The 22,769-nt window shown below is 67.6% G+C and carries 21 protein-coding genes; 9 read left to right on the forward strand and 12 right to left on the reverse strand.

Features of this window, described 5'->3' with window-relative positions; genetic code table 11:
- The first annotated feature begins 88 nt into the window (after positions 1 to 88).
- The gene (gene purF, locus FA702_RS03650) at positions 89 to 1,573 is read left to right on the forward strand and encodes an amidophosphoribosyltransferase (RefSeq protein ID WP_136955068.1); all 1,485 of its coding nucleotides are present in this window, start codon (positions 89 to 91) and stop codon (positions 1,571 to 1,573) included.
- A complete protein-coding gene (locus tag FA702_RS03655) occupies positions 1,574 to 2,293 on the forward strand; it encodes an SDR family NAD(P)-dependent oxidoreductase (RefSeq protein ID WP_136955069.1) in 720 nt (239 codons plus the stop codon).
- Between the two features lie 4 nt (positions 2,294 to 2,297).
- On the opposite strand, the gene FA702_RS03660 is transcribed toward FA702_RS03655, so the two are convergent.
- The 5 genes from FA702_RS03660 to FA702_RS03680 form a co-directional block, all read right to left on the reverse strand.
- Positions 2,298 to 3,557, reverse strand: a complete 1,260-nt coding sequence (locus FA702_RS03660; RefSeq protein ID WP_136955070.1) for a cyclopropane-fatty-acyl-phospholipid synthase family protein — start codon at positions 3,555 to 3,557, stop codon at positions 2,298 to 2,300.
- 57 nt (positions 3,558 to 3,614) lie between these two features.
- Positions 3,615 to 4,985 (reverse strand): deoxyribodipyrimidine photo-lyase, encoded by a 1,371-nt coding sequence (locus FA702_RS03665; RefSeq protein ID WP_136955071.1) that lies wholly within the window; start codon positions 4,983 to 4,985, stop codon positions 3,615 to 3,617.
- Between the two features lie 81 nt (positions 4,986 to 5,066).
- Complete coding sequence (locus FA702_RS03670; protein WP_136955072.1) at positions 5,067 to 6,026, reverse strand: metal-dependent hydrolase; 960 nt, start codon at positions 6,024 to 6,026, stop codon at positions 5,067 to 5,069.
- A 37-nt stretch (positions 6,027 to 6,063) separates the two neighbouring features.
- Entirely contained in the window at positions 6,064 to 7,092 is a 1,029-nt protein-coding gene (locus tag FA702_RS03675) for a 2-oxoacid:ferredoxin oxidoreductase subunit beta (RefSeq protein ID WP_136955073.1), read from the reverse strand.
- Entirely contained in the window at positions 7,089 to 8,975 is a 1,887-nt protein-coding gene (locus FA702_RS03680; RefSeq protein ID WP_136955074.1) for a 2-oxoacid:acceptor oxidoreductase subunit alpha, read from the reverse strand. Before FA702_RS03680 ends, FA702_RS03675 begins: the two co-directional genes overlap by 4 nt.
- Positions 8,976 to 9,216: 241 nt before the next feature.
- On the opposite strand from FA702_RS03680, the gene FA702_RS03685 reads away from it, so the two are divergent.
- Both FA702_RS03685 and FA702_RS03690 read left to right on the forward strand, forming a co-directional pair.
- Complete coding sequence (locus tag FA702_RS03685) at positions 9,217 to 10,185, forward strand: alpha/beta hydrolase (RefSeq protein ID WP_136955075.1); 969 nt, start codon at positions 9,217 to 9,219, stop codon at positions 10,183 to 10,185.
- The gene (locus tag FA702_RS03690) at positions 10,182 to 10,667 is read left to right on the forward strand and encodes an RNA pyrophosphohydrolase (protein ID WP_136955076.1); all 486 of its coding nucleotides are present in this window, start codon (positions 10,182 to 10,184) and stop codon (positions 10,665 to 10,667) included. Before FA702_RS03685 ends, FA702_RS03690 begins: the two co-directional genes overlap by 4 nt.
- Before the next feature lie 9 nt (positions 10,668 to 10,676).
- On the opposite strand, the gene FA702_RS03695 is transcribed toward FA702_RS03690, so the two are convergent.
- The 4 genes from FA702_RS03695 to FA702_RS03710 form a co-directional block, all read right to left on the reverse strand.
- Positions 10,677 to 11,183 (reverse strand): hypothetical protein, encoded by a 507-nt coding sequence (locus FA702_RS03695; protein WP_223806657.1) that lies wholly within the window; start codon positions 11,181 to 11,183, stop codon positions 10,677 to 10,679.
- A 62-nt stretch (positions 11,184 to 11,245) separates the two neighbouring features.
- Positions 11,246 to 12,427, reverse strand: coding sequence for an RsmB/NOP family class I SAM-dependent RNA methyltransferase (locus FA702_RS03700; RefSeq protein WP_136955078.1), 1,182 nt, complete (start codon positions 12,425 to 12,427; stop codon positions 11,246 to 11,248).
- Entirely contained in the window at positions 12,424 to 13,881 is a 1,458-nt protein-coding gene (guaB, locus tag FA702_RS03705; RefSeq protein WP_136955079.1) for an IMP dehydrogenase, read from the reverse strand. Before guaB ends, FA702_RS03700 begins: the two co-directional genes overlap by 4 nt.
- Positions 13,882 to 13,946: 65 nt before the next feature.
- Entirely contained in the window at positions 13,947 to 15,503 is a 1,557-nt protein-coding gene (locus FA702_RS03710; RefSeq protein WP_136955080.1) for a M28 family metallopeptidase, read from the reverse strand.
- Between the two features lie 181 nt (positions 15,504 to 15,684).
- Here FA702_RS03710 and FA702_RS03715 point away from each other — a divergent pair, with 181 nt between their 5' ends.
- On the forward strand, positions 15,685 to 16,578 hold the full coding sequence (locus FA702_RS03715) for a neutral zinc metallopeptidase (RefSeq protein ID WP_136955081.1): 894 nt from the start codon (positions 15,685 to 15,687) through the stop codon (positions 16,576 to 16,578).
- A 59-nt stretch (positions 16,579 to 16,637) separates the two neighbouring features.
- Positions 16,638 to 17,297 carry a hypothetical protein gene (locus FA702_RS03720; RefSeq protein WP_210417582.1) on the forward strand — a complete coding sequence of 220 codons (660 nt, stop codon included), beginning with the start codon at positions 16,638 to 16,640 and terminating at the stop codon, positions 17,295 to 17,297.
- A 74-nt stretch (positions 17,298 to 17,371) separates the two neighbouring features.
- On the opposite strand, the gene sdhA is transcribed toward FA702_RS03720, so the two are convergent.
- Genes sdhA through sdhC form a run of 3 tightly spaced genes read right to left on the reverse strand, consistent with a single transcriptional unit; the run spans position 17,372 to position 20,043 of the window.
- Positions 17,372 to 19,195, reverse strand: a complete 1,824-nt coding sequence (gene sdhA / locus FA702_RS03725) for a succinate dehydrogenase flavoprotein subunit (RefSeq protein ID WP_136955082.1) — start codon at positions 19,193 to 19,195, stop codon at positions 17,372 to 17,374.
- A gap of 3 nt (positions 19,196 to 19,198) precedes the next feature.
- Positions 19,199 to 19,582 carry a succinate dehydrogenase, hydrophobic membrane anchor protein gene (sdhD, locus tag FA702_RS03730; protein ID WP_136955083.1) on the reverse strand — a complete coding sequence of 128 codons (384 nt, stop codon included), beginning with the start codon at positions 19,580 to 19,582 and terminating at the stop codon, positions 19,199 to 19,201.
- A gap of 35 nt (positions 19,583 to 19,617) precedes the next feature.
- On the reverse strand, positions 19,618 to 20,043 hold the full coding sequence (gene sdhC, locus FA702_RS03735) for a succinate dehydrogenase, cytochrome b556 subunit (protein ID WP_136955084.1): 426 nt from the start codon (positions 20,041 to 20,043) through the stop codon (positions 19,618 to 19,620).
- A 163-nt stretch (positions 20,044 to 20,206) separates the two neighbouring features.
- Between sdhC and FA702_RS03740 the strand changes: the two genes are divergently transcribed.
- Genes FA702_RS03740 through FA702_RS03750 form a run of 3 tightly spaced genes read left to right on the forward strand, consistent with a single transcriptional unit; the run spans position 20,207 to position 22,768 of the window.
- Positions 20,207 to 20,920 (forward strand): SDR family NAD(P)-dependent oxidoreductase, encoded by a 714-nt coding sequence (locus FA702_RS03740; protein ID WP_136955085.1) that lies wholly within the window; start codon positions 20,207 to 20,209, stop codon positions 20,918 to 20,920.
- On the forward strand, positions 20,910 to 21,815 hold the full coding sequence (bla, locus tag FA702_RS03745; protein ID WP_136955086.1) for a subclass B3 metallo-beta-lactamase: 906 nt from the start codon (positions 20,910 to 20,912) through the stop codon (positions 21,813 to 21,815). Before FA702_RS03740 ends, bla begins: the two co-directional genes overlap by 11 nt.
- Positions 21,812 to 22,768, forward strand: a complete 957-nt coding sequence (locus tag FA702_RS03750) for a 50S ribosomal protein L11 methyltransferase (RefSeq protein ID WP_136955087.1) — start codon at positions 21,812 to 21,814, stop codon at positions 22,766 to 22,768. Before bla ends, FA702_RS03750 begins: the two co-directional genes overlap by 4 nt.
- Position 22,769: the final 1 nt, after the last annotated feature.

Here is a 22,769-nt window from a genome sequence, read left to right on the forward strand (position 1 = left end):
GCCCCTTGCGTTCCGGGGCAATCGGGGCCACATGGGCGCCTTCGCTGGCCGGCGCTGTTGCGCCCTCGTGACGAGTCCTCGAGGACCCATGACTTTCACCGATCTTTCTCATGACCACGCACCCTGGGACGTGGATGGCGACAAGCTGCGCGAAGAGTGCGGCATCTTCGGCGTAATCGGCACGCGCGATGCGGCGGCGATGGTTGCGCTGGGGCTGCATGCCCTCCAGCATCGCGGGCAGGAAGCGGTGGGCATCACCAGCTTCGATGGTCAGGAATTCTACTCCCGCCGCGGCATCGGCCACGTCGCGCAGAACTTTTCCAGCGAACAGGCGCTGGCGGAACTGCCCGGCTCGACGGCCGCCGGCCACGTCCGCTATTCCACCACGGGCGGGTCCGGCCTGCGCAACGTACAGCCGCTGTTCGCCGATCTTGCCACGGGCGGCTTCGCCATCGCGCACAACGGCAACATCTCCAACGCGATGTACCTGAAGCGCGACCTCGTGCGCAAAGGCGCGATCTTTCAGTCGACCTCCGACACCGAAGTTATCATCCACCTCGTCGCCACCAGCCGCTATCCCACCCTGCTCGATCGCTTCGTCGATGCCCTGCGGCTGGTCGAAGGCGCCTATTCGCTGATCTGCATGACACCGGCCGGCATGATCGCCTGCCGCGATCCCCTGGGTATCCGCCCGCTGGTGATGGGCAAGATCGGCGATGCCGTGGTCTTCGCCAGCGAAACCGTTGCGCTCGACGTGGTCGGCGCGGACTTCGTACGCGAAGTCGATCCCGGCGAACTGATCCGCGTTGCGCATGACGGCACGGTCGAAAGCCACCGTCCGTTCGGCAATCCCGGCGCCCGCCCCTGCATTTTCGAGCACGTCTATTTCAGCCGCCCGGATTCGCTGATGGGCGGCCGTTCGGTCTATCAGGTGCGCAAGGCGATCGGCGCCCAGCTCGCCATCGAAAGCCCGGCCGATGCCGATCTGGTGATCCCCGTGCCCGACAGCGGCGTACCGGCCGCGCTTGGCTACGCGCAGCAGTCCGGCATTCCGTTCGAGCTGGGCATCATCCGCTCGCACTATGTCGGCCGCACCTTCATCCAGCCGTCGGACGGCGCGCGCCATGCCGACGTGAAGCGCAAGCACAACGCCAACCGTGCGCTGGTGGAAGGCAAGCGGATCGTGCTGATCGACGATTCGATCGTGCGCGGTACCACCAGCCTGAAGATTGTGCAGATGATGCGCGATGCCGGGGCGAGCGAAGTGCACATGCGCGTCGCCAGCCCGCCGACGGAGCACTCCTGCTTCTATGGCGTGGACACGCCCGAACGGTCGAAGCTGCTGGCCGCGCGCATGAACGTGCCGGCGATGGCCGATTTCATCCAGGCCGACAGCCTCGCCTTCGTCTCGATCGACGGGCTTTACCGCGCGGTGGGCGAAGCGCAGCGCAACAACGGCTGCCCGCAGTATTGCGATGCCTGCTTCACCGGCGATTACCCGACGCGGCTGACCGACGTGGCCGACCGCGACGCCACCGATCAACTGCCCCTGCCGGTCGGAAAGGTCGCCTGAATGACGCAGGGCAGCGGCCCCCTGGCGGGGCAGGTCGCGCTGGTCACGGGCGCCAGCCGTGGCATCGGCGCGGAAACCGCGCGCGCCCTGGCCGCGGCCGGCGCGCATGTGGTGCTCGTCGCGCGATCGGCGAAGGAGCTTGAGCAGGTCGAGGAGGAAATCTTCGAGGCCGGCGGCAGCGCCACGATCGCGCCGGTCGACCTGACCGAGCCGGAAGGCATCGCGCGGCTGGCCACTGCCATCTCCGGCCGCTGGAGCGCGCTCGACATCCTGGTCATCAACGCCGCCACGCTGCCCACGCTGACGCCCGTGTGGCAGATCGATCCGCGCGAGTTCAACCTGGCCATGACGCTCAACGTGATGGCGACACAGGCGCTGATCGCGGGCTTTGACGCCATGCTGAAGCGCAGCGGCAACGCCCACGTCATCGGCGTGACCAGCAGTGTGGGCGCGAAGCCCCGCGCCTACTGGGGTGCCTATGGCGCATCCAAGGCCGCGTTCGACAACCTGCTGGAATCCTACGCGCAGGAAGTCCGGGCGATCTCGAACATCCGCGTCACCGTGCTCGATCCGGGCGCCACGCGCACGAAGATGCGCGCCCGCGCCTATCCGGGCGAAGACCCCAATTCGGTGAAAGCGCCGGCCATCGTCGCCGGGCGGATTGTAGCGCTGGCGCAGGAAACGCACGACAGCCCGCATCGCGAGCGCGTGGAAGCCTGATCCTTCAGGCCTGCTTCACCAGCGTGACCTGGCTGACGTCGATTCCGCCGCCCAGGAAGCCGCCCTCGCAATACATCAGGTAGTAGCGCCACAGGCGCACGAAGCGGGCGTCGAATGCCGGAGGCAACCGCCCCTCGTCCACCGCGCGGTCGAACGCCTCACGCCACAGGCGCAGCGTGCGGGCATAGTCGGCGCCAAAATCCTGCCGGTCCTCCCACGCCAGCCCGCGTTCCGCCGCCAGCGCGCGGAACGCGCTTTCGCGGATCAGCAGACCGCCGGGAAAGACGTAAGCCTGAATGAAATCGGCGCTGGCGGCATAGGCATCGAACAGATCATCGCGGATCGAGATGAACTGGATAGCCGCGCGTCCGCCGGGTTTCAGGTGGCGGGCGATGCAATCGAACCACGATGGCCAGAACCGCCGCCCCACCGCCTCGACCATCTCCACGCTGGCAATCGCGTCGAATTGCCCTTCGACGTCGCGATAGTCCTGATGGCGGTATTCGGTGCCCGGTACGGCCCGTTCGCGCGCCCAGGCCAGTTGCTCATCCGACAGGCTGATGCCAACGACTTGCGCACCGTGGGCCTGCGCGAACCGGCGGGCCAGGAAACCCCAGCCGCAACCGATCTCCAGCACGCTCGCCCCCGGTTGCAAACGCAGGCGCTCCGCCAGCCGGTCAACCTTGTGGACCTGCGCGGTTTCCAGGTCCGCCTCGGGCGCGATACCCGCCCACAGCGCGCTGGAATAGCTCATCGACGGATCGAGCCAGCAGGCATAGAAATCGTTGCCGAGATCGTAATGCGCCGAAATGTTGAGCCGCGCGCCCTTGCGGCTGTTTCGGCGCAGCGCGTGCAGCACGCGACCGGCCCAGCGCCATGGCCCCTTGGCGCGCGCCATATCCCCCATCGCGGACACGTTGCGCATGAACAGCGCGAACAGGGCGACCGGGTCCGGGCTTTCCCATTCACCCGCTTCCCATGCCTGATACCAGCCAACCGAACCCGCCGTTGCCAGCCGCAACAGCCCGCGCCAGTCGTGCAGCGTGATTTCCGCCGCGTATCCCGGCGCACGCGCACCGAACAGGCGGGTGGAACCATCTGGCAGCCGCGCCAGCAGCGATCCCTCAGCCATGCCGGCATCGATCCGGTCCAGCAGCCGGCTCATCGATCCCGTGACCAGCCGGGCGAGCAGTCCCGTGCCGGCGGTCATCGACCGGCCACCGGCCACCAGATGCTCTCCTCGTACCGGCGTATGCGCGTTCATGCGAATACTATGCGCGGTTGATCCCGGTCGGGCAATCCCGGCCGGCGCGAGAAAGGATCAGATCGTCTTCAAACCCGCATGGGCTTCCAGCGCCCGCTGGCGCCCGGCCGCGTGGCCGATGATCGGGGCCGGGTAGCCGCCGCGCCGCACCGGCGGATCGTGGATCAGGGGATCGGGCACATCGGTCAGTTCGGGCACCCAGCGCCGGATATAGTCCCCCGCATCGAACTTGGGCGATTGCGTCAGCGGGGCCATGATCCGCACGAACATGTTGGAATCGACGCCTGTGCCCGCGCTCCACTGCCAGTTGACCGCGTTGGAGCCGTAATCGGCATCGACCAGCGTATCCCAGAACCACTGTTCGCCGCGCCGCCAGTCGATCAACAGGTGCTTGATCAGGAAGCTGGCGGCGATCATCCGCACGCGGTTGTGCATCCAGCCCGAAGCCCACAGCTCGCGCATCCCGGCATCGACGATGGGATAGCCGGTGCGCCCCTGGCACCAGGCGCTAAGATCCCGGTCCGCCTCCGGCCCGGTGCGCCATGCCATATGGTCGAACGGCGCACGCGCGTTGCGAGCGCCATAGTCCGGGAACTGGAGAATCACGTTCTGCGCATAGTCGCGCCAGCCCACTTCCCCAAGAAACGTATCGACCGATCCGCCCGCATCGCGCACGGAGTGCCAGATTGCGGCGGGCGAAATCTCCCCGAAATGCAGGTGCGGGGAAAGCCGCGATGTCGCCTCCACCGAGGGCAGGTTGCGCCGTTCGGCATAGCGCCGCGCACGATCGGCGAACGCCGCCAGCCGTTCGCGCGCGCCGGACTCGCCCGGCGTCCATTCCGCGCGGACCCCCCCGGCCCAATCCGGAGAGGTGGGCAGCAACGCCCAGTCGGCCAAGGCTTCGCTGTCCGGCCATGCCGCCGGCGCTGGCAAGGCCTCCGGCGCTGATAACGGCAGGGGCGGCGGCATCCGTTCGGTCAGCGCCCGCCAGAACGGCGTATAGATGCGATAGGGTTGCCCCGACCCGGTCCGAACCGATCCCGGCGGCGCCAGATAGTTCCCGTCATGCAGCACCAGATCCAGCCGCTGCGCCACCGCGCGCTCCGCGTTGCGCCACCACGGCTCATAATGGTGCAAGGCATGAACCCGCACCGCGCCGGTCTGCGCGGCAAGCTCCGCCAGCACCTCCTCGCAGCGTCCACGCCGCAGCACCAGCCGCGATCCCCGCGCGCGCAAGTCCGCGTCCAGGCTGGATAGACTGTGGTGCAGCCACCAGCGCGAGGCCCCGCCCATGCGCCGGTGCCGGGGCGTTTCGTCGTCCAGCACATAGACCGGGATCACCGGCCCTTCCGCCGCCGCCGCGTGGAAAGCCGCCTGATCGGCCAGCCTCAGGTCGCGACGCAGCCAGACGATGGCAGGTGGTTTCATGGGAAAGCGCGGTCCTTCGTTTGGAGGAACTCTCCTAGCGGACCCGTGCGGTCATCCGAAACCAGCCCCAAAGGGCAGACGTCACCCACCCATGCACCCGGCTCCGTCCACGGGCAGCGTGACAACGGTGTTGAAGTTGCGGCTCATGGCGGGGCCGGTGAAGCGGGCATCGCCGAACGTCACCACCGCACGGCAGTGCCCTTGCTCCACGCGCGCCACCGGCATTTGCGACCAGGCCAGGAACTTGCGTGCCTGCGCCGTCGCCTGCGCCGCGCGGCGGACGATCGGCTCGCCCATCCGGTCGGGTATCGGCGCACCGAAATCCACCAGCCCGTCAAGGCGGCGCAACGGATCGTAGCGCCCCTGCACGATCATGCCATCCTGCCGCCAGACCACATCACGCCGCCAGAACAGCAGCGGCTCGGGCGCGGCGAAAATCCGGTCCGGCGTGGCGTAAGGCGCATCGCGCGATGGCGCGGCCCAGGCCAGCGCGGAAATGCCAATATTGACAGCGATGAACAAGGCGCTCCCCGTCAGCGCCAGCATCGCCGGGAGTCCGCTTCCCCCACGTCGGGCGCGCCAGATGCCCAGCCCCAGCATCGCCAGCAGCCAGGGTGAAACGATGAACAGGCCATCGGCATGAAACCAGCTTTCGCTCGCCGGTGAAAGCAGCTGGATCGCATAGACGTTCTGCAGATCGAGCAGCGGATGCGTCAGCGCGCCGATCCAGCACAGCGCCAGCAACCAGCCGAAGCACATCGGCGGGCTATCGTCTGCCAGTCGTCCCCGCCGCGCCTGCCAGCGGTCCAGCAACCACAGGAAGGCGGCCAGCACCGGCGGTAACACCAGCACCCCACCGATCAGGCCATGGGTAAAACCGCGGTGCATCGCCAGCGGCGGCCACGGCGCCCAGCCGAAGAACACGTCGATATCGGGCAGGTTGGCCGCCAGCACGGTGGCGGCCAGTCCCTTGCGCGTGCGGCGCTTGAGCCCGGTTTCGGCCAGCGCCCAGCCGACAAGGCTGTGGGTCAGGTTGTCCAACGCTGCCCCACCCGTCCTGCCGGCCCGATTGCTCGGTTCAGCCTTCCACCGTCCAGGTCTGGCCCTTGGCGAGCAGCTTGGCGAGGTTCGCGCTCTTGCCCGCGCGCGCCTGCGCATCCTGCGCCAGCACGGTCGCTTCGTAGGTCGGGCGGGGATCGTCGTAGATCACGCCCAGCGCCATCGGGAACGGACCGAACGGCATTTCGACGAGCATGTGGGCGATCGCGCGATTCTTGACATTGTGCACGATCACGCCCGCCGCCTGCCAATCGCCATCGATCACGTCGACGACCTTGAGGCTCAGCGTATCTATGTCGAGTGCGATGCCCCTGACGCCGCCGCTCTTCTCGCTGCCGAACAGCATCGGCTCGCCGTCCTTAACCCAGAGCTGGTTCTGGTCTGCCACGCCCTTGGCGGTGAAATCGTCGAAGCGGTCCTTGTTATAGACGATGCAGTTCTGGAAAATCTCCACGAACGCCGCACCCTGATGGCCGTGCGCGGCCTTGAGCACCGAGGACAGGTCCTTCGACACGTCATAGGCCCGCGCAATGAAACGCGCGCCCGCGCCCAGCGCGAAGGCGCAGGGCAGCGCTGGGCGATCGACCGAACCGAGCGGCGTCGTCGGCGAATGCGTGCCTTCGCGGCTGGTGGGCGAATACTGGCCCTTGGTCAGCCCGTAGATCTCGTTGTTGAACAACAGGATCTGCGTGTTCACGTTGCGCCGCAGGATGTGCATCGTGTGGTTGCCGCCGATCGACATGCCGTCGCCGTCACCGGTCACCAGCCACACGTCGAGTTCGGGATTGGCCAGCTTGATGCCGGTCGCAAACGCGGGCGCGCGGCCGTGGATCGTGTGGAAGCCATAGCTTTCCACGTAGTAGGGGAAACGGCTGGAGCAGCCGATGCCCGAAACGAACACGGTCTTGGCCGGGTCCGCGCCGATTTCGGGCAGCGTGCGCTGCACCGCCTTCAGGATCGCGTAGTCGCCGCAACCGGGGCACCAGCGCACTTCCTGATCGGTTTCCCAGTCCTTGAGCGTGGTCTTGATGGGGGTCATGTCGTTCATGCCAGCGCTCCTTCGATCGCGGCTTCGATTTCGGCTATGGTGAACGGCTGGCCGCTGGTCTTGTTGAGCGGCTTCGCGTCCACCAGGAACTGGTCGCGCAACACCGTCTTGAACTGGCCGGTGTTCATCTCGGGCACGAGGATGCGTTCGTACTGGCCGAGCAAGTCGCCCAGATTGGTCGGCAGCGGCCAGACGTGGCGGACGTGGACGTGCGAGACGTCCAGCCCCTTGGCGCGCGCGCGGCGCACGGCTTGGTGAATCGGCCCGAAGGTCGATCCCCAGCCGACAACCACCAGCTTGCCGCCTTCGGTGCCGAGCGTCACGTCCTGCTGCGGAATGCCGTGGGCGATGCCGTCCACCTTGGCCTTGCGCGCGTCGGTCATGGTCTGGTGGCTGGCCGGCGAATAATCGATATTGCCGGTGCCGGGGTTCTTCTCGATGCCGCCAATGCGGTGCATCAGGCCTGGCGTGCCCGGCTTGATCCACGGGCGCGCGCCCTTTTCGTCGCGCGCGAAGGGCAGCAACTCGCCATCCGGGCCGTTCTTCTCTTCGAGGAACTTCGCCGGGAACGGCGTGTAGCTGGCCGGATCGGGCACCTTCCAAGGCTCGGCGGCGTTACCGATATAGCCATCGGTCAGCAGCATCACCGGCGTCATGTATTCCACCGCGATACGGCAGGCCTCGATCGCGCAATCGAAGGCGTCGGCCGGCGAACGCGCGGCAATCACCGGCATCGGCGCATCACCGTTGCGGCCATAGACCGCCTGATAGAGATCCGACTGCTCGGTCTTGGTCGGCAGGCCCGTGGACGGGCCGCCGCGCTGCGAGTTGACGATCACCAGCGGCAGTTCGGTCATGATGGCAAGGCCCATCGCCTCGCCCTTCAGCGCGATGCCGGGGCCGGACGACGAGGTGACGCCAAGCTGCCCTGCATAGGACGCGCCGATGGCCGAAGCGATCGCGGCGATTTCGTCTTCCGCCTGGAAGGTGGTGACGCCGAATTCCTTGAGCTTGGCCAGGTTGTGCAGGATCGCCGAGGCCGGCGTGATCGGGTAGCCGCCGAAGAACATCGGCAACTCGGCAAGCTGCGCCCCGGCCACAAGGCCCAGGCTCACCGCTTCCGCGCCCGTCACCGTGCGGTAGAGGCCCGGCGCGGTTTCCACCGGGGCGATGTGATACTGCTTGAGCGGCCCGGCCAGTTCCGCCGTCTCGCCATAGGCGTGGCCGGCATTGAGCGCGGCGATGTTGGCTTCGGCCAGCACCGGCGCCTTGGCGAACTTGGCGTTCAGCCAGTCGACCAGCGGCTTGCGGTCACGGTCGAACATCCACAGGGCCAGGCCCAGCGTCCACATGTTCTTGCAGCGCAGGGCTTCCTTGTTGCCCAGGCCGAACGGCTTGACCGCTTCGAGCGTCAGCGCCGAAATGTCGAACGCCAGAAGCTGCCACTTTTCGAGGCTGCCGTCCTCGAGCGGGTTCTGCTCGTACTTCGCCTTTTCGAGGTTGCGCTTGTTGAACTCGCCGGTGTCCGCGATGATGAGGCCGCCGGCCTTCAACTGGCCGACATTGGTCTTCAGCGCCGCCGGGTTCATCGCCACCAGCACGTCGGGCGCGTCGCCGGCGGTTTCGATGTCGGTCGAGCCAAAATTGATCTGGAACGCCGAAACACCGAACAGCGTGCCCTGCGGCGCGCGAATTTCAGCCGGAAAGTCCGGGAAGGTCGCCAGGTCGTTGCCGGCCAGCGCGGTCGACAGCGTGAACTGACCTCCGGTAAGCTGCATCCCGTCGCCGGAGTCGCCCGCGAAGCGCACGACCACCGCTTCGGGTGCGGCGGACGTGGTCCCGCCAGTCAGAGCGTCCGGACCTTCTGCAAGTGCTGTAACCATTCTCTTCCTCGTCTGCGCAACCGCGCTCTGGCAGCACGATGCGCCTATGTCTCCATCAATCCGCACGCAAAGAAGAAAATCTCTTCGACGCGAAACGCACGGAACGTCCTTGATTCCCATCGGAGACGCTAGTCAAGTTGCAAAAGCAGACTTAGGCATGATGGCGAAAAACGATTCCCGATCTCAAATGGATCGGGAACACCACCCGCCACACCGGCAACCGGAAGAGGAGCCCGCAGCCATGTCAGACAGTGAGACGATCGACCGCCCGCAGCATTTCGTCCGGCCCGACGTGAAGGGGTTCCTCGACTACCTCAACGGCACCGGTGCCCCGCCGATGAGCCAGTTGGGGCTGGAAGCCGCGCGCGCCAGCTATCTGGCCATGCAGGAACTGGCGGAGCAGGACCCGCGCGATCTGGCGGTGATCCGCGACCTGACCTGCCCTGGCCCGGCCGGCCCGATCCCGCTGCGCTTCTACGACGCGCGCGAAACCCGCGAGCCCGGCCCGGTCGTGGTGTTCTATCACGGCGGCGGCTTCGTCATCGGCGATCTGGAAACGCACCACCGGCTCTGCACCGAAATCGCCGCCGAACTGGACCTGCCGGTCGTCGCGGTGGATTACCGCCTCGCGCCCGAAGCCCCCTTCCCCGCCGCGCCCGACGATTGCGAGGCGGCGACGCGGTGGGTCGCCGGCAGCCCGGCGGAACTCGGCCGCACGTTCACCGGCCTGATCCCCATGGGCGATTCGGCCGGAGGCAACCTAACGATCGTCACCACCCAGGCGCTGCAGGAAAAGCCCGCCGCTGTTCCAGTGGTCATCCAGGTCCCGATCTATCCGCTCAGCGACGACCGGCCCGACCACGACTCGTTCCTCTCCTTCGCCGATGGCTACCTGCTGACGAAGGACACGATGGAATGGTTCGCCGATGGCTATCGCGCCGTACCGGGTGACAAGCGCGCCTATCCGCTCTACGGCGACCATGCGAACATGCCGCCCACGGTGTTGGTAACCGCAGGTCTCGATCCGATTCGCGATAGCGGCCGGGTCTATGGCGCTCAGTTGATCCTCGCCGGGTCGGACGTGATCTTCCTGGAAATGAAGGGTACGATCCACGGGTTCACGCAGATCCGCAAGGCGCTGCCGAGCGCGCAGGCTGACATGCGGTCCATCTTCCAGGCGATCCGCCTGCTGCTGGAAAGGTTGAAATGAACGAAGAGTTTGCGGGGCTTCCCTACCGCCCCTGCGTCGGCCTGATGCTGGTCAACGCGCAAGGCCAGGTTTTCGTGGGCCGGCGCATCGATGAACGGGCGGGGGAAGCCTGGCAGATGCCGCAGGGCGGCATCGACGACGGCGAGGAACTGCACCCCGCCGCGCTGCGCGAGCTGGGCGAGGAAACCGGCCTCACACCCGATCTGGTGACGGTCATCGCGGAAAGCCGCGAGGAATACTTCTACGACCTGCCCGATGAACTGCTCGGCAAGATCTGGAAGGGCCGCTATCGCGGGCAGCGGCAGAAATGGCTGCTGCTGCGCTTCATCGGCCAGGACGAGGACGTGCGGCTGGATGCGCACGAACACGCCGAATTCCGCGAATGGAAATGGATCGATCCGGAACTGCTGCCGGACGTGATCGTGCCCTTCAAGAAGCGCGTCTATCGGCAGGTTTTGGAAGAATTCCGCGACCTGATTTGACCCTAAGCCTCAGTTCGATTCGACCGTCGGCTGGGGCTTGATCGCCTCGGCCGAAACCACCTTGGGCGCCGGTCCCTTGGCGATCACGGCCGCCAGATCCTCGGTCTCGGCGCATGTCTTGCCGCACAGCCCTTCCAGCCGCGACAGATTGCGGCGCGCCTTGTCGACCGCGCCCTTCTCCACCATCGCGCCGCCTTCGCCCGAAATGGCGGCCAGGTTGTTGGGATCGCGCGACAGCGCCAGCCGGTAGTAATGGATCGCCTTGCCCTGCATCCCGCTGCGCCGCGCGGCATCGGCCAGCGCCACGAACGTGCCGGTGTTGCCCGGATCGACCGCCAGCGCGGCCTCAAAGCTGTTGGTCGCCCCTTCGACATCGCCAGCCGTCAGCGCCTTGCGCCCCGCGTCCAGCAAGGCCTGTGCCCGGGGATCGATGGCTTCGGTCACCTTCGCCGTCCCCATGCTTCCGGTGACGCCGGCGAGCAACGAAAGGGCAAGGGCAACGGGTGTGTAGCGCATCACGAACTCCTTCAGCCGGGAGCCAGGGCGTGGTGATCCGGCGGTCATGGGAATATCATCTATCATAGGCGGCGAAGCGTCGAGAAGAAAAACCCGTCTGTGCCATCGTGCGCCGGGGTGAGGCGCCACCCCGAACCCCGTGCCCGCCCGGCCGGCATCGCCGGGAGATCGGACCGCCAGTCCGGCCTTTCGGCCAGGAACGCCGCCACTCCATCCGCGCCTTCGGCATCGAGCAGCGAACAGACGATATAGGTCAGCCGTCCGCCCGGACGTACCAGATCGGCCGCCACGCGCAACAAGCGCGCCTGCGTCGCCGCGTACCGCGCGATCGCGGCTGGCGAGAGCCGCCAGCGCGCCTCGGGATTGCGCCGCCAGGTGCCCGTGCCCGAACAAGGCGCATCGATCAGGACAGCATCCGCCCTGCCCGCCCAGTCCGCCAGCATCGCCGCCTCGCGATCGGGATCGAGCAGCCGCGTTTCCGCGATGGTCCCGGCCCGCGCCGCGCGTTCGGGCAAGCGCGACAGGCGCGGCCGGTCGACATCACAGGCTAGCAGATGCCCGCGGTTCTCCAGCGCTGCCGCCAGCGCCAGCGTCTTGCCGCCGGCGCCCGCGCACAGGTCGATCACGCTTTCGCCCGGCTGGACCGCCAGCGCCGCGCAGGCGAGTTGGCTGCCCGTGTCCTGCACTTCGAACAGGCCCTGCGCGAATTCGGGCCAGCTTTCCGCCGCGGTGCCCGCCGGCAGGCGCAGTGCATCCGGCGCGACGGTGCGCTCCGCCGTCACCGGCAGGCGCGCGGCCAGTTCCTCGCGCGTGGTCTTCAGCCGGTTGGCCCGCAGGTCCAGCGGCGCCCGGCCCAGCAAAGCGCCCTGCTCGTCCGCATCGAGGCCCGAAGCCGCAAGCGCTTCCTCCAGCCAACGCGGCGCGATCCCGCCAGCCGCCACCGGTTCGCCCGGCGCGATCGGCGCGGGGCCATAGGTCGAACCATCGAACAGGGCGGGCAGCGCGGAATCATCCGCCGCCAGCCGCAGCATCGCCGCGCGGCCGCTCGCCGGCGCTTCACCGCAGGCGCGGATGGCGTTCCACGCCAGTTCGCGGATCGCGCGGCGGTCCTTCGATCCCACGAAGCGCCGCGCCCGGAACCATTCCGCCGCGATCCGGTCGGCCGACGCGCCCTGCCGGGCCGCCGCCGCGATCACCGCGTCAAGGATGTCGATCGCGGCCTGGACGCGCGCGGCGGGGGTCACCGCGTGGGGTAGTTCGGCGCCTCGCGCGTGATCGTCACGTCATGGACGTGGCTTTCGCGCAGGCCCGCATTGGTGATGCGCACGAACTTGGCATTCTTGCGCAGGCTCTCGATCGTGGCGCTGCCGGTGTAGCCCATTGCCGCCTTGATACCGCCAACGAGCTGGTGGACGACATCCTTGGCCGGACCCTTGTAGGGCACCTGCCCCTCGATGCCTTCGGGCACCAGCTTCATCTGGTCCTTGATGTCCTGCTGGAAATACCGATCCGCCGAACCGCGTGCCATCGCGCCGACCGATCCCATGCCGCGGTAGGACTTGTAGGCCCGGCCTTGGTACAGGAACGTCTCGCCCGGCGCTTCCTCGGTGCCGGCCAGCATCGAGCCGATCATGATCGAGCTGGCGCCGGCCGCCAGCGCCTTGGCCGCATCGCCAGAGGTGCGCAGGCCGCCGTCGGCGATTACCGGCACGTTGCTGCGGTCTGCTTCCTCGGCGCATTCCATCACGGCGGTCAACTGCGGCACGCCCACGCCCGCGACGATGCGCGTGGTGCAGATCGATCCCGGCCCGATGCCCACCTTGATGCCATCCGCCCCGGCATCGATCAGCGCGCGGGTCGCCTCGCCCGTGGCGACGTTGCCGGCGATCACCTGCACCGTGTTGGACAGCTTCTTCACCGCTTCCACCGCCCGCGCGACATCGCGGTTGTGGCCATGCGCGGTATCGATGATGATCACGTCGCATTCGGCGTCGACCAGCGCCCGCGTGCGTTCCAGCCCCTTTTCGCCCACGGTCGTCGCGGCGGCGACGCGCAGGCGGCCCGCCGCGTCCTTGGTCGCGCTGGGGAACGTCACGGCCTTCTCGATATCCTTCACGGTGATCAGGCCGATGCAGCGAAAGGCATCGTCCACCACCAGCAGCTTTTCGATCCGGCGCTGGTGCAGCAGGCGGCGGGCGTCGTCGCCGCTGGTGCCAAGCTTCACCGTGGCGAGATTTTCGTGCGTCATCAGTTCCCGCACCGGCTGCGCCGGATTGTCCGCGAACCGCACATCGCGGTTGGTAAGGATGCCGGCCAGCTTCCCGCTCGCTTCCACCACCGGGATGCCGCTGATCTTGTTGGCGCGCATGATCGCCTGCGCCTCGCCCAGCGTGGCATCGGGCGCGATCGTGATCGGGTTGACCACCATGCCGCTTTCGAAGCGCTTGACCGCGCGGACCGCTGCCGCCTGTTCCTCCACCGTCAGGTTCCGGTGCAGCACGCCGATCCCGCCCAGCTGCGCCATGACGATCGCCATGTCCGCCTCGGTCACGGTGTCCATCGCCGAGGACAGCACCGGAATGTTGAGCGAGATCGCGCTGGTCAGGCGGGTGCGTGTGTCGGCCTGCGATGGCAGCAGATCGGACTCGCCGGGACGCAGAAGAACGTCGTCGAAGGTAAGGCCGAGGGGGATATCCATGGTGCTGCCACTTTCAGTCCGGGGAGAATCGTGGCGGCCCATGTAATCAAGCCGGGCGGTTTGCGCTAGGGGGTAGCGGCTTTGGTCGTACCCCCGCCCGATCCCGGCGCCGGAACGCGCTTCGCATCGGCAAATTCACGTACCAGTTCGGTGTGCAGCGTCACGTCATCGGCCATGCCGCCCACCTCGATCAGGTCGGCCTTGTCCGCCGGCGTGTGATAGCGCTCCTTCATGAACCGGTCGAGCCGCTCGGGATCGCCATAGCTGCTGCTGACCATCACCGCCGGCACGTCGTGCTGCATCAGCGCCCAGCTATCCTGCCGCCGCACGAAGGCGTTGGCGGCGTCATCGTTCGCCAGCCTGCGCTTCATCCGCGCCACCACGCGGCCGATTCCGGCATCGAGGCTGGTCATGCCCCGCCCCACGATCGCCACCGGCCGCCCGGCCGGCACCAGCCCCGTGCTGTCGACGTTGAAGGCGGCCACCACCTTGTCGAGCGGCAGGGGCGGGTTCTCGGCAAAGGCCATCGCGCCCAGCAGCCCCAGCTCCTCGCCCGTGGTGGCGAGGAAATAGACGTCGCGATCCATCGGCTTGGCCCCGCGCGCCTGTCCGCGCACCAGGCTGCGCGCGACTTCGGTGATCACCGCGACGCCCGACGCATTGTCGACCGCGCCGGGGCACAACCTGGGCGGCGTGCCGCACTGGCCGAAGTGATCCCAGTGCGCCATCACCAGCACCGCCCCGGCGGCGGGATTGCGCCCCTCTATCTTGCCGATCAGGTTGTGCGTCCGCACGCGCGTTTCCGTGCTGGTCGCCTCCAGCGATCCTTCCACGCCCAGCAGGCGCGGAACGAAACCCGCCGCGGCAGCCTCGTGCCGCAAGGCGACCACATCGCGCGCCGCGCCGCCCGCCAGCATCTGCCCGGCAAAGGCCGGAGTCACGAAAGCCTCGATGTCCCCGCCCAGTTGTCCGCCCGCCAGCGCATATCCCGCGCGGCGGCGGCGGGCCGTCACCTCGTCGATGCGCCGATCGCCGTCCAGCACCACGATCACCGCCGATGCGCCGGCATCGAGCAGACGCCCCGGCCGGTCCTCGGTCGCGGCGGAGGGTGTCCCCGGCGGCAGGCTGTCGAGCATCAGAGCGATCCGGCCCGCCAGTTCCGCGCGCGGCGGCACCGGTCCGGTGCCGTGCCCCACGAACAGCACCGGCGCATTCTCCACCAGGCTGCGCAGGCCGGACGTGACGACGAAAGCCCCGTCCTGCGAAACCGCCAGGCGCTGTTTCCCGCGGCGGAACGCCACGCGCGAGGCAGCCGGCACGCGCTCCACCAGTTCCACGGGGGCGAACCACGCGCTGCCGGGATTGTTCGTGCCCGATTCCAGCCCGATGTCGAACCATTGCCGGGCAAGATAGCGCAACGTCTTCGTCTCGCCGTCGGTGCCCGGTTCGCGGCCGCCGAATTCCTCGCTGGACAGAGTGACCACATGGCTGCGCAACGCGGCTTCCAGCGGCGTGTCGCGCCGCGCCACCGACGATACCGGAGCAGCGGCGTTGAGCAACGACAGCCCGGCCACGGCCACCGCCGTCGCCCGAACCAGCCGAAGCCTGCCAACACGACTCATCGACGCCCCCAAACGCTTCAACGCAGACCCGTGCTGGCAAATGCCCGAACCCGGCGCAAGTTCCTCCTTCGGATTCAAAAGATGAACCACAGCTGGGCAGGTTCGTTCGCGGTATTGGCCAGATCAGGCCTTTCTGTGCCATAGCGGCAACCGGGACCGGAAAGGACAGGCAGACAAGACGATGCGGCTCGACGACTTCGACGATTCGATCAACGTGGAGGATCAGCGCGGCGGCGGAGGTCGCGGCTTTCCCGTCATCGGCGGCACGGGTGGACGGCTCGGCTGCGGCACCATCGTGATCGCGCTGATCGCGGTCTTCGTGTTCGGCGCCGATCCGGCGCAGATGCTAGGCTCGCTCCAGCAGCAGACACAGGACCAGCAGAGCCTTCCCGCCGGCCCGGCGCAGGCGGGCGGCGGCTCCAGCGTGCAGGAAATCTGCACCGTCAACCCGTTCAGTCGCGAAAGCTGCAACGCGCTGTCCTCGCTCAACAAGACGTGGAAGCCGCGCTTCGACAAGGCCGGCATCGCGTTCCGCGCGCCGAAGCTGGTATTCTATTCGCAGCAGGGCCAATCGGGCTGCGGCGCGGCGCAAAGCGCGATGGGGCCGTTCTACTGCCCGCCCGACCAGGGCATCTACATCGACACCGATTTCTATAACGAGATGGACAAGCAGATGGACGCGGGCGGCGATTTCGCGCGCGATTACGTGATGGCGCACGAATATGGCCATCACATCCAGAACCTGCTGGGCCTGTCGGATCAGGTCCACGGCCTGCAACAGCGCAACCCTTCCCGCGCCAACGAACTCTCGGTGCGGCTGGAATTGCAGGCCGATTGCTATGCCGGCGTCTGGGCCGGGCTCAACAAGGACCGGATCGAGCCGGGCGACATCGAGGAAGGGCTGAAGGCCGCGCACCAGATCGGCGACGACACGCTGATGAAGGCAGCCGGGCGTCGCCCGGTGGAAGCGGCGTTCACCCACGGCAGTTCGGCGCAGCGCATGACCTGGCTGCGCAAGGGCATCGAAACCGCCGACGAGGACCAGTGCGACACCTTCTCCGACCTTCGGCAATGAGGCCCTAAGGAACCCGAAGCGGCAATGGGCGTATTCTCTCCAAACCGGGGAGTTTACCGATGACGAAACAAAGCCTCGTTTCCCTCGCGGCCCTTTGCGCCACGCTCACCGTCGGCCTGATCCCTGCCGGCGGTTCGGCCCAGACGGCGGTCGCCCCCAAGGACGTGACCGCCGGCGACGTGGTGACCAAGCCACTGTCGGACATGAATCTCAAGAAGGAGGATATTCCGCCCATCCTTCTGAACGCGCGCGAGAAGCCCTATGATCTGGCCGGCCTGCGCGGGTGCAGCGACCTGCAGGGCGAAGTGCGCCGGCTCGACGCCGTGCTGGGCGACGACATCGACGTGGTCGAGGAAAAGACTGCGGGCGAAAAACGCGGCAATACCGTGGGGTCGCTCGCCAAATCGGTGGTGGGATCGCTGATCCCGTTCGGCGGCATCATCCGCGAGATTTCGGGCGCCAACGAAAACCAGCGCCAGTGGCAGGTCGCGCTCTATGCCGGTTCCGTCCGTCGCGCCTTCATCAAGGGCGTAGGACAGCAGCGCGGCTGCCGCTATCCGGCCCATGCCGCCAGCGCCGCTGATGTCGCCCGGCTGACCGCAACGCGCGAGGCCGAGGACCGCAACAGCAAGGCGGAAAGCCGCGACACGAAAGAGAGCAAGGACGGCACCCGCTACGAATCGCGCGCAGTCGTCCAGCCCACGCCGCGGCGGAGATAACATTCCGGCCGATACAAAAAGACCCCCGGATCGCTCGGGGGGCCTTTTGCTGTTCGCGTGTCCGCGAAGATCGATCAGTACACGCGCGCCTTGGGCTTGATGTATTCGACATCGTCGGTCAGCGTGTATTCGTGGACCGGGCGGTAATCCAGCTTCACGCCGCCGCCCTGACCGCCCCAGCCGTCGAACCAGGCGACGGTGTGCTTCATCCAGTTCTTATCGTCGCGGTTCGGGAAGTCCTCGTGCGCGTGGGCGCCGCGGCTTTCCTTGCGGTTGTACGCGCCGTGCATGGTGACCGAAGCCTGCGCGATCAGGTTGTCCAGTTCCAGCGTTTCGATCAGGTCCGAGTTCCAGATCAGCGAGCGGTCCGAAACGTGGACGTCCTGCATACGCTGGTAGGTTTCGCCCAGCTTCACCTTGCCTTCGGCCATCAGTTCGTCGGTGCGGAACACCGCTGCGTGGCCCGACATCGTGCGCTGCATCTCCACGCGGATTTCCGCGGTCGGCGAACCACCCTTGGCGTTGCGGAAGTGGTCGAGGCGGCCGAGCGCGAGGTCCGCGCTGTCCTTGGGCAGCGAGTTGTGCGCGGTGCCGGGCTTGACCAGCTCCTTCAGGCGCAGGCCGGTGGCGCGGCCGAACACCACGAGGTCGATCAGCGAGTTCGAGCCGAGGCGGTTGGCGCCATGGACCGAAACGCAGGCCGCCTCACCCACCGCGAACAGGCCGGGGACGACCGTTTCGGGGTTGCCGTCGGCGCCGATCGTCACGACTTCGCCGTGGTAGTTCGTCGGGATTCCGCCCATGTTGTAGTGGACCGTGGGAACGACCGGCAGCGGCTGGCGCGTAAGGTCCACACCGGCGAAGATCTTGCCGCTTTCGGTAATGCCCGGCAGGCGTTCCGCCAGCACCTTCTGATCGATGTGATCGAGGTGCAGGTAGATGTGGTCCTTGTGCGGGCCGACGCCGCGCCCTTCGCGGATTTCCATGGCCATCGAGCGCGAGACGACGTCGCGGCTGGCGAGGTCCTTCGCCGAAGGGGCATAGCGTTCCATGAAGCGCTCGCCTTCGGAGTTGGTGAGGTAGCCGCCCTCGCCGCGCGCGCCCTCGGTGATGAGCACGCCCGCGCCGTAGATGCCGGTCGGGTGGAACTGCACGAATTCCATGTCCTGCAGCGGCAGGCCGGCGCGCAGCACCATGCCGCCGCCGTCACCGGTGCAGGTATGGGCCGAGGTGGCGGTGAAGTAGCAACGGCCGTAGCCGCCCGTCGCCAGCACGACCGCGTGGCTGCGGAAGCGGTGGATCGAGCCGTCATCGAGGCACATCGCGATCACGCCACGGCATTCGCCGTTTTCCATGATCAGGTCGATCGCGAAGTATTCGATGAAGAAGTCCGCGTCGTACTTCAGCGATTGCTGGTACAGCGCGTGAAGCATGGCGTGGCCGGTGCGGTCCGCCGCCGCGCAGGTGCGCTGCACCGGCGGGCCTTCGCCCATGTTCTGCATGTGGCCGCCGAACGGACGCTGGTAGATCGTGCCGTCCTTGTTGCGGCTGAACGGCACGCCCGCGTGCTCCAGCTCGTACACCGCCGCCGGAGCTTCGCGCACCATGTATTCGATGGCGTCCTGGTCGCCCAGCCAGTCCGATCCCTTGACGGTATCGTACATGTGCCAGGTCCAGTGGTCCGGCGTGTTGTTCTGGAGCGAGGCGGCAATGCCGCCCTGCGCCGCCACGGTGTGCGAGCGCGTGGGGAAGACCTTGGTGATGCAGGCCGTGCGCAGGCCCGCCTGGGCGCTGCCCATCGTGGCGCGCAGGCCGGAACCGCCCGCGCCGACCACGACCGTGTCATAGGTATGGTCGATGATCTTGTAGGCGGGCTGGGTGGAAGCAGAAGAAGCCATGGATCAGGCGCCCCCGAGAGCGATGCGGAGAACCGAAAGGATACCGAAAGCGGCACCGGCGAAAGGCACGAGGTTGACGAGCAGCCAGCCGGCGAACTTGCCGGCATCCTCGTGCAGGTAGTCCTCGAGCATCACCTGCACGCCAAGGCGCGCGTGATAGAACGTGTTGATCATGATCAGGATCAGCGCCGTGGACGAAAGCGGACGCGCCGCCCAGGCGTGGACCGTCGCATAATCGTAGGCCGGCAGCAGCACGAGGCTGGCCAGCAGGAACGGGATGAGGACGATGTTGCCGACCGCGGTCAGACGCGAAAGCAGCCAGTGATGCGCGCCCTGATGGCTGGAACCCAGCCCGCGAACGCGTCCGATTGAGGTGCCGTTACCCATGGTATCCCCGACGTTTGAATGGACCCTGCCGGCGCTTAGCGCAGCAGCAGGAAGGCCCAGAAAAGGATGGTGGAAGCGATCGAGAAGATCAGCGTGACAACCGACCAGCGCGCGTTGGCGTGCAGTTCGTAGCCGGCGCCGATATCGAGGATCAGGTGGCGCACGCCGCTGGCGAGGTGCTGGAAGAATGCCCAAGTCAGGCCCACGAACACGATCTTGCCGAGAATGGCGGTCACGAACTGCGGCGCGCCGCCGGTGCCGGTCCAGACCCAGCCGAGGAAGCTGTCATAGGCTTCGGGACCGCTCGCGATCGCGCCCACCCACCACAGCAGCAGGCCAAGGCCGGCGAAAGCCAGGCCATTGCCGGTTACGCGGTGAAGGATCGAAACCAGCATGGCCGGACCCCAGCGCCAGATCTGGAGATGCGGCGAAATCGGCCGGTTGCTGCGCGCCTGCGCCATGTGAACCCCCTAAAAATAGTTGGCGATCGCGTTTGGGCCGCGACCGGGAAGCGATTCGGTATTAGTCGAAATGCCGACCTGTGCAAGCGGACCAAAGTACAATTCGCCCCGCTCGACGCCGACGCGGTTGCACCGCAACGAAACCGACTGCAAGAGGAACTTCATGACATCCCCCCACGTCCTCGTCACCGGATCGTCGCGCGGCATCGGCGCAGCCATCGCCAGCGGCCTGGATGCGCGCGGAGCCCGCGCCATCCGGCATGGCAGCACACCCCGCGCCGGAACACTGGCCGCCGACCTGTCCGATCCTTCCGCACCGCAGCGCCTGTGGCAGGCCGCGCTGGATGCGGCCGGCGGCACGATCGACGTGCTGGTGAACAACGCCGGCCTGTTTGAGGCGAACCCGCTCGACCGGTCCGACATCGCCTGGCTGGACGGGTGGGAGGACACGCTGCGGATCAACCTGACCTCCGCCGCGCAGCTATCGCGCTTCGCCGTGCGGCACTGGCTGGAGCGCGGCGTGGCAGGGCGCATCGTTCATATCGCCAGCCGCGCCGGCTATCGCGGCGATTCCCCGGATCACTGGCACTATGCCGCCGCCAAGGGTGGGATGCTGGCGCTGCACAAGACGATCGCGCGCGGCTATGCGGCAAAGGGCATCCTCAGCTACGCGATCACGCCCGGCTTCACCGATACGGCGATGGCGGGCGATTACCTCGCAAGCCGGGGCGGCCCCGGCCTGCTGGCGGACATTCCGCTGGGCCGCGTCGCCACGCCGGACGAGATCGCCGCCATCGCCGTATTCTGCACGCTCGACGCGCCCCCCAGCATGACCGGCGCAGTGATCGACGCCAACGGAGCCAGCTATGTCCGCTAAGACGTTCGTCCTTGCCGCGCTGCTCCTGGCCGGTACTTCCGCCGCCCATGCCGCAACGGCGCCGGCGCCCGCCGATCCCGTGGCGGCGCGCGCGATCCTGTCCGCCTGCGAGGGCAAGGACAGCTTCTCCGACCCTGCTCCCGCCGCGCGCATCTATGGCAACGTCTGGTACGTCGGCACCTGCACGGTCAGCGCAATCCTGCTGACGTCGCCGCAGGGCAACGTGCTGATCGATGCCGTGACCGAACAGGCCGCTCCCTCTATCCTCGCCAACATCCGCGCCGCCGGCGTCGATCCGCGCACCATCCGCTGGATCGTGACCAGCCACGAACACTTCGATCATGTCGGCGGCCTGGCCACGCTGCAACGCGCGACCGGCGCGAAGATCGCGGCGCTCAGCGCGGGGCTGCCGGCGCTAACCAGCGGCAAGACCAGCCCCGCCGATCCGCAGGCCGGCCACATCGATCCCTTCACGCCGGTCCGCGTCGACCGCGTGCTGCGCGATGGCGAAGTGCTGCGCGTGGGGCCGCTGGCGCTGACCGCGCTGGCGACGCCGGGCCACACCGAAGGATCGACAAGCTGGCGCTGGACGAGTTGCGGCGGCAACGCTGGCTGCCAGCGCTTCACCTATGTTGACAGCCTGACCGCGCTGCCGCTGGGAAGCTACCGCTTCGCCGATCACCCCGATCGCGTCGCCATGTTCCGCCGCACTTTCACCCGCGTGCGCGCGTGGGATTGCGGCATTCTGCTAACCCCGCACCCATCGGCCAGCGACCTGATCGAACGGATGGCCGGCCAAGCGCCGCTGCGCGATCCCGGCGCCTGCCGCACGCTGGTCAACGAGGCGCAGGACCGGCTCAACAAGGCCCTGAAGGACTCGTCACCCCGACCATGAGCTGGAAAATCACCGTTTACGCGCCGCGTCCCGTCATCCAGGCTGCGCTCACCGCGCACGAGGACGTGTTCGACTGGGACGCCGACATCGTCATCGCGGGCAGCGAGATCGCCGAAGACAAGCCGGAGGACTGGCAGCTCGAAGCATGGCTGCCGCACAAGCCGGCGCGCGCGGACAAGGCGGCGATCACCGCGCTGTTCGCCGATGACAAGCCCGAACTGCGGATCGAGAAGCTGCCGGACGAGGACTGGGTCACGCTGAGCCAGGCCGGGGTCGAGCCGATCGACGAAGGCCCGTTCCACGTCCACACGCCGGAATATCCCCCGCGCGCGGAGCTGGGCATCCGCAACTTCGTGATCCCCGCCAGCCAGGCCTTCGGCACCGGCCAGCACGCCACCACCGCCGGCTGCCTCGCCATGCTGGCGCACATGAAGGCGCACGGGACGATCGTGCGCAATCTGGCCGACATCGGCACCGGCACTGGCCTGCTCGCCTTCGCCGCGATGCACCTTTGGCCATCGGCGCGCGCCATCGCCAGCGACATCGACGCGGTCTGCGCCCCGGTGGTGCTCGAGAACGCACAAGGCAACGGCGTGGCGATCGGCGATGGTGCCGGCGCGCTCACCATGGTCGTCGCCGCCGGCATGGATCATCCGCTGCTCGCCGCCAGTGCGCCGTATGACCTGCTTATCGCCAATATCCTGGCCGGGCCGCTGACCGAACTCGCGCCCGCCTTTGCCGGCGCGGTCGCGCCCGGCGGCTCGGTGCTGCTGGCCGGCCTGCTCGAAACCCAAGAGCCTGCCGTGCGCGCCGCCTATCGCCGCGCGGGCTTGCGCTTGGCCGCGCGCATGGTGCGGGGCGACTGGTCGATCCTGTGGCTACGCCGCCGGCAGGGTGGTGCGGTGCGCAAGAGCCGCGTGGGCGCACTGCCCGAATGGTCGAAGCGCTGGTAGC

The organism is Novosphingobium sp. EMRT-2 (assembly GCF_005145025.1).
Classification (GTDB): domain Bacteria; phylum Pseudomonadota; class Alphaproteobacteria; order Sphingomonadales; family Sphingomonadaceae; genus Novosphingobium.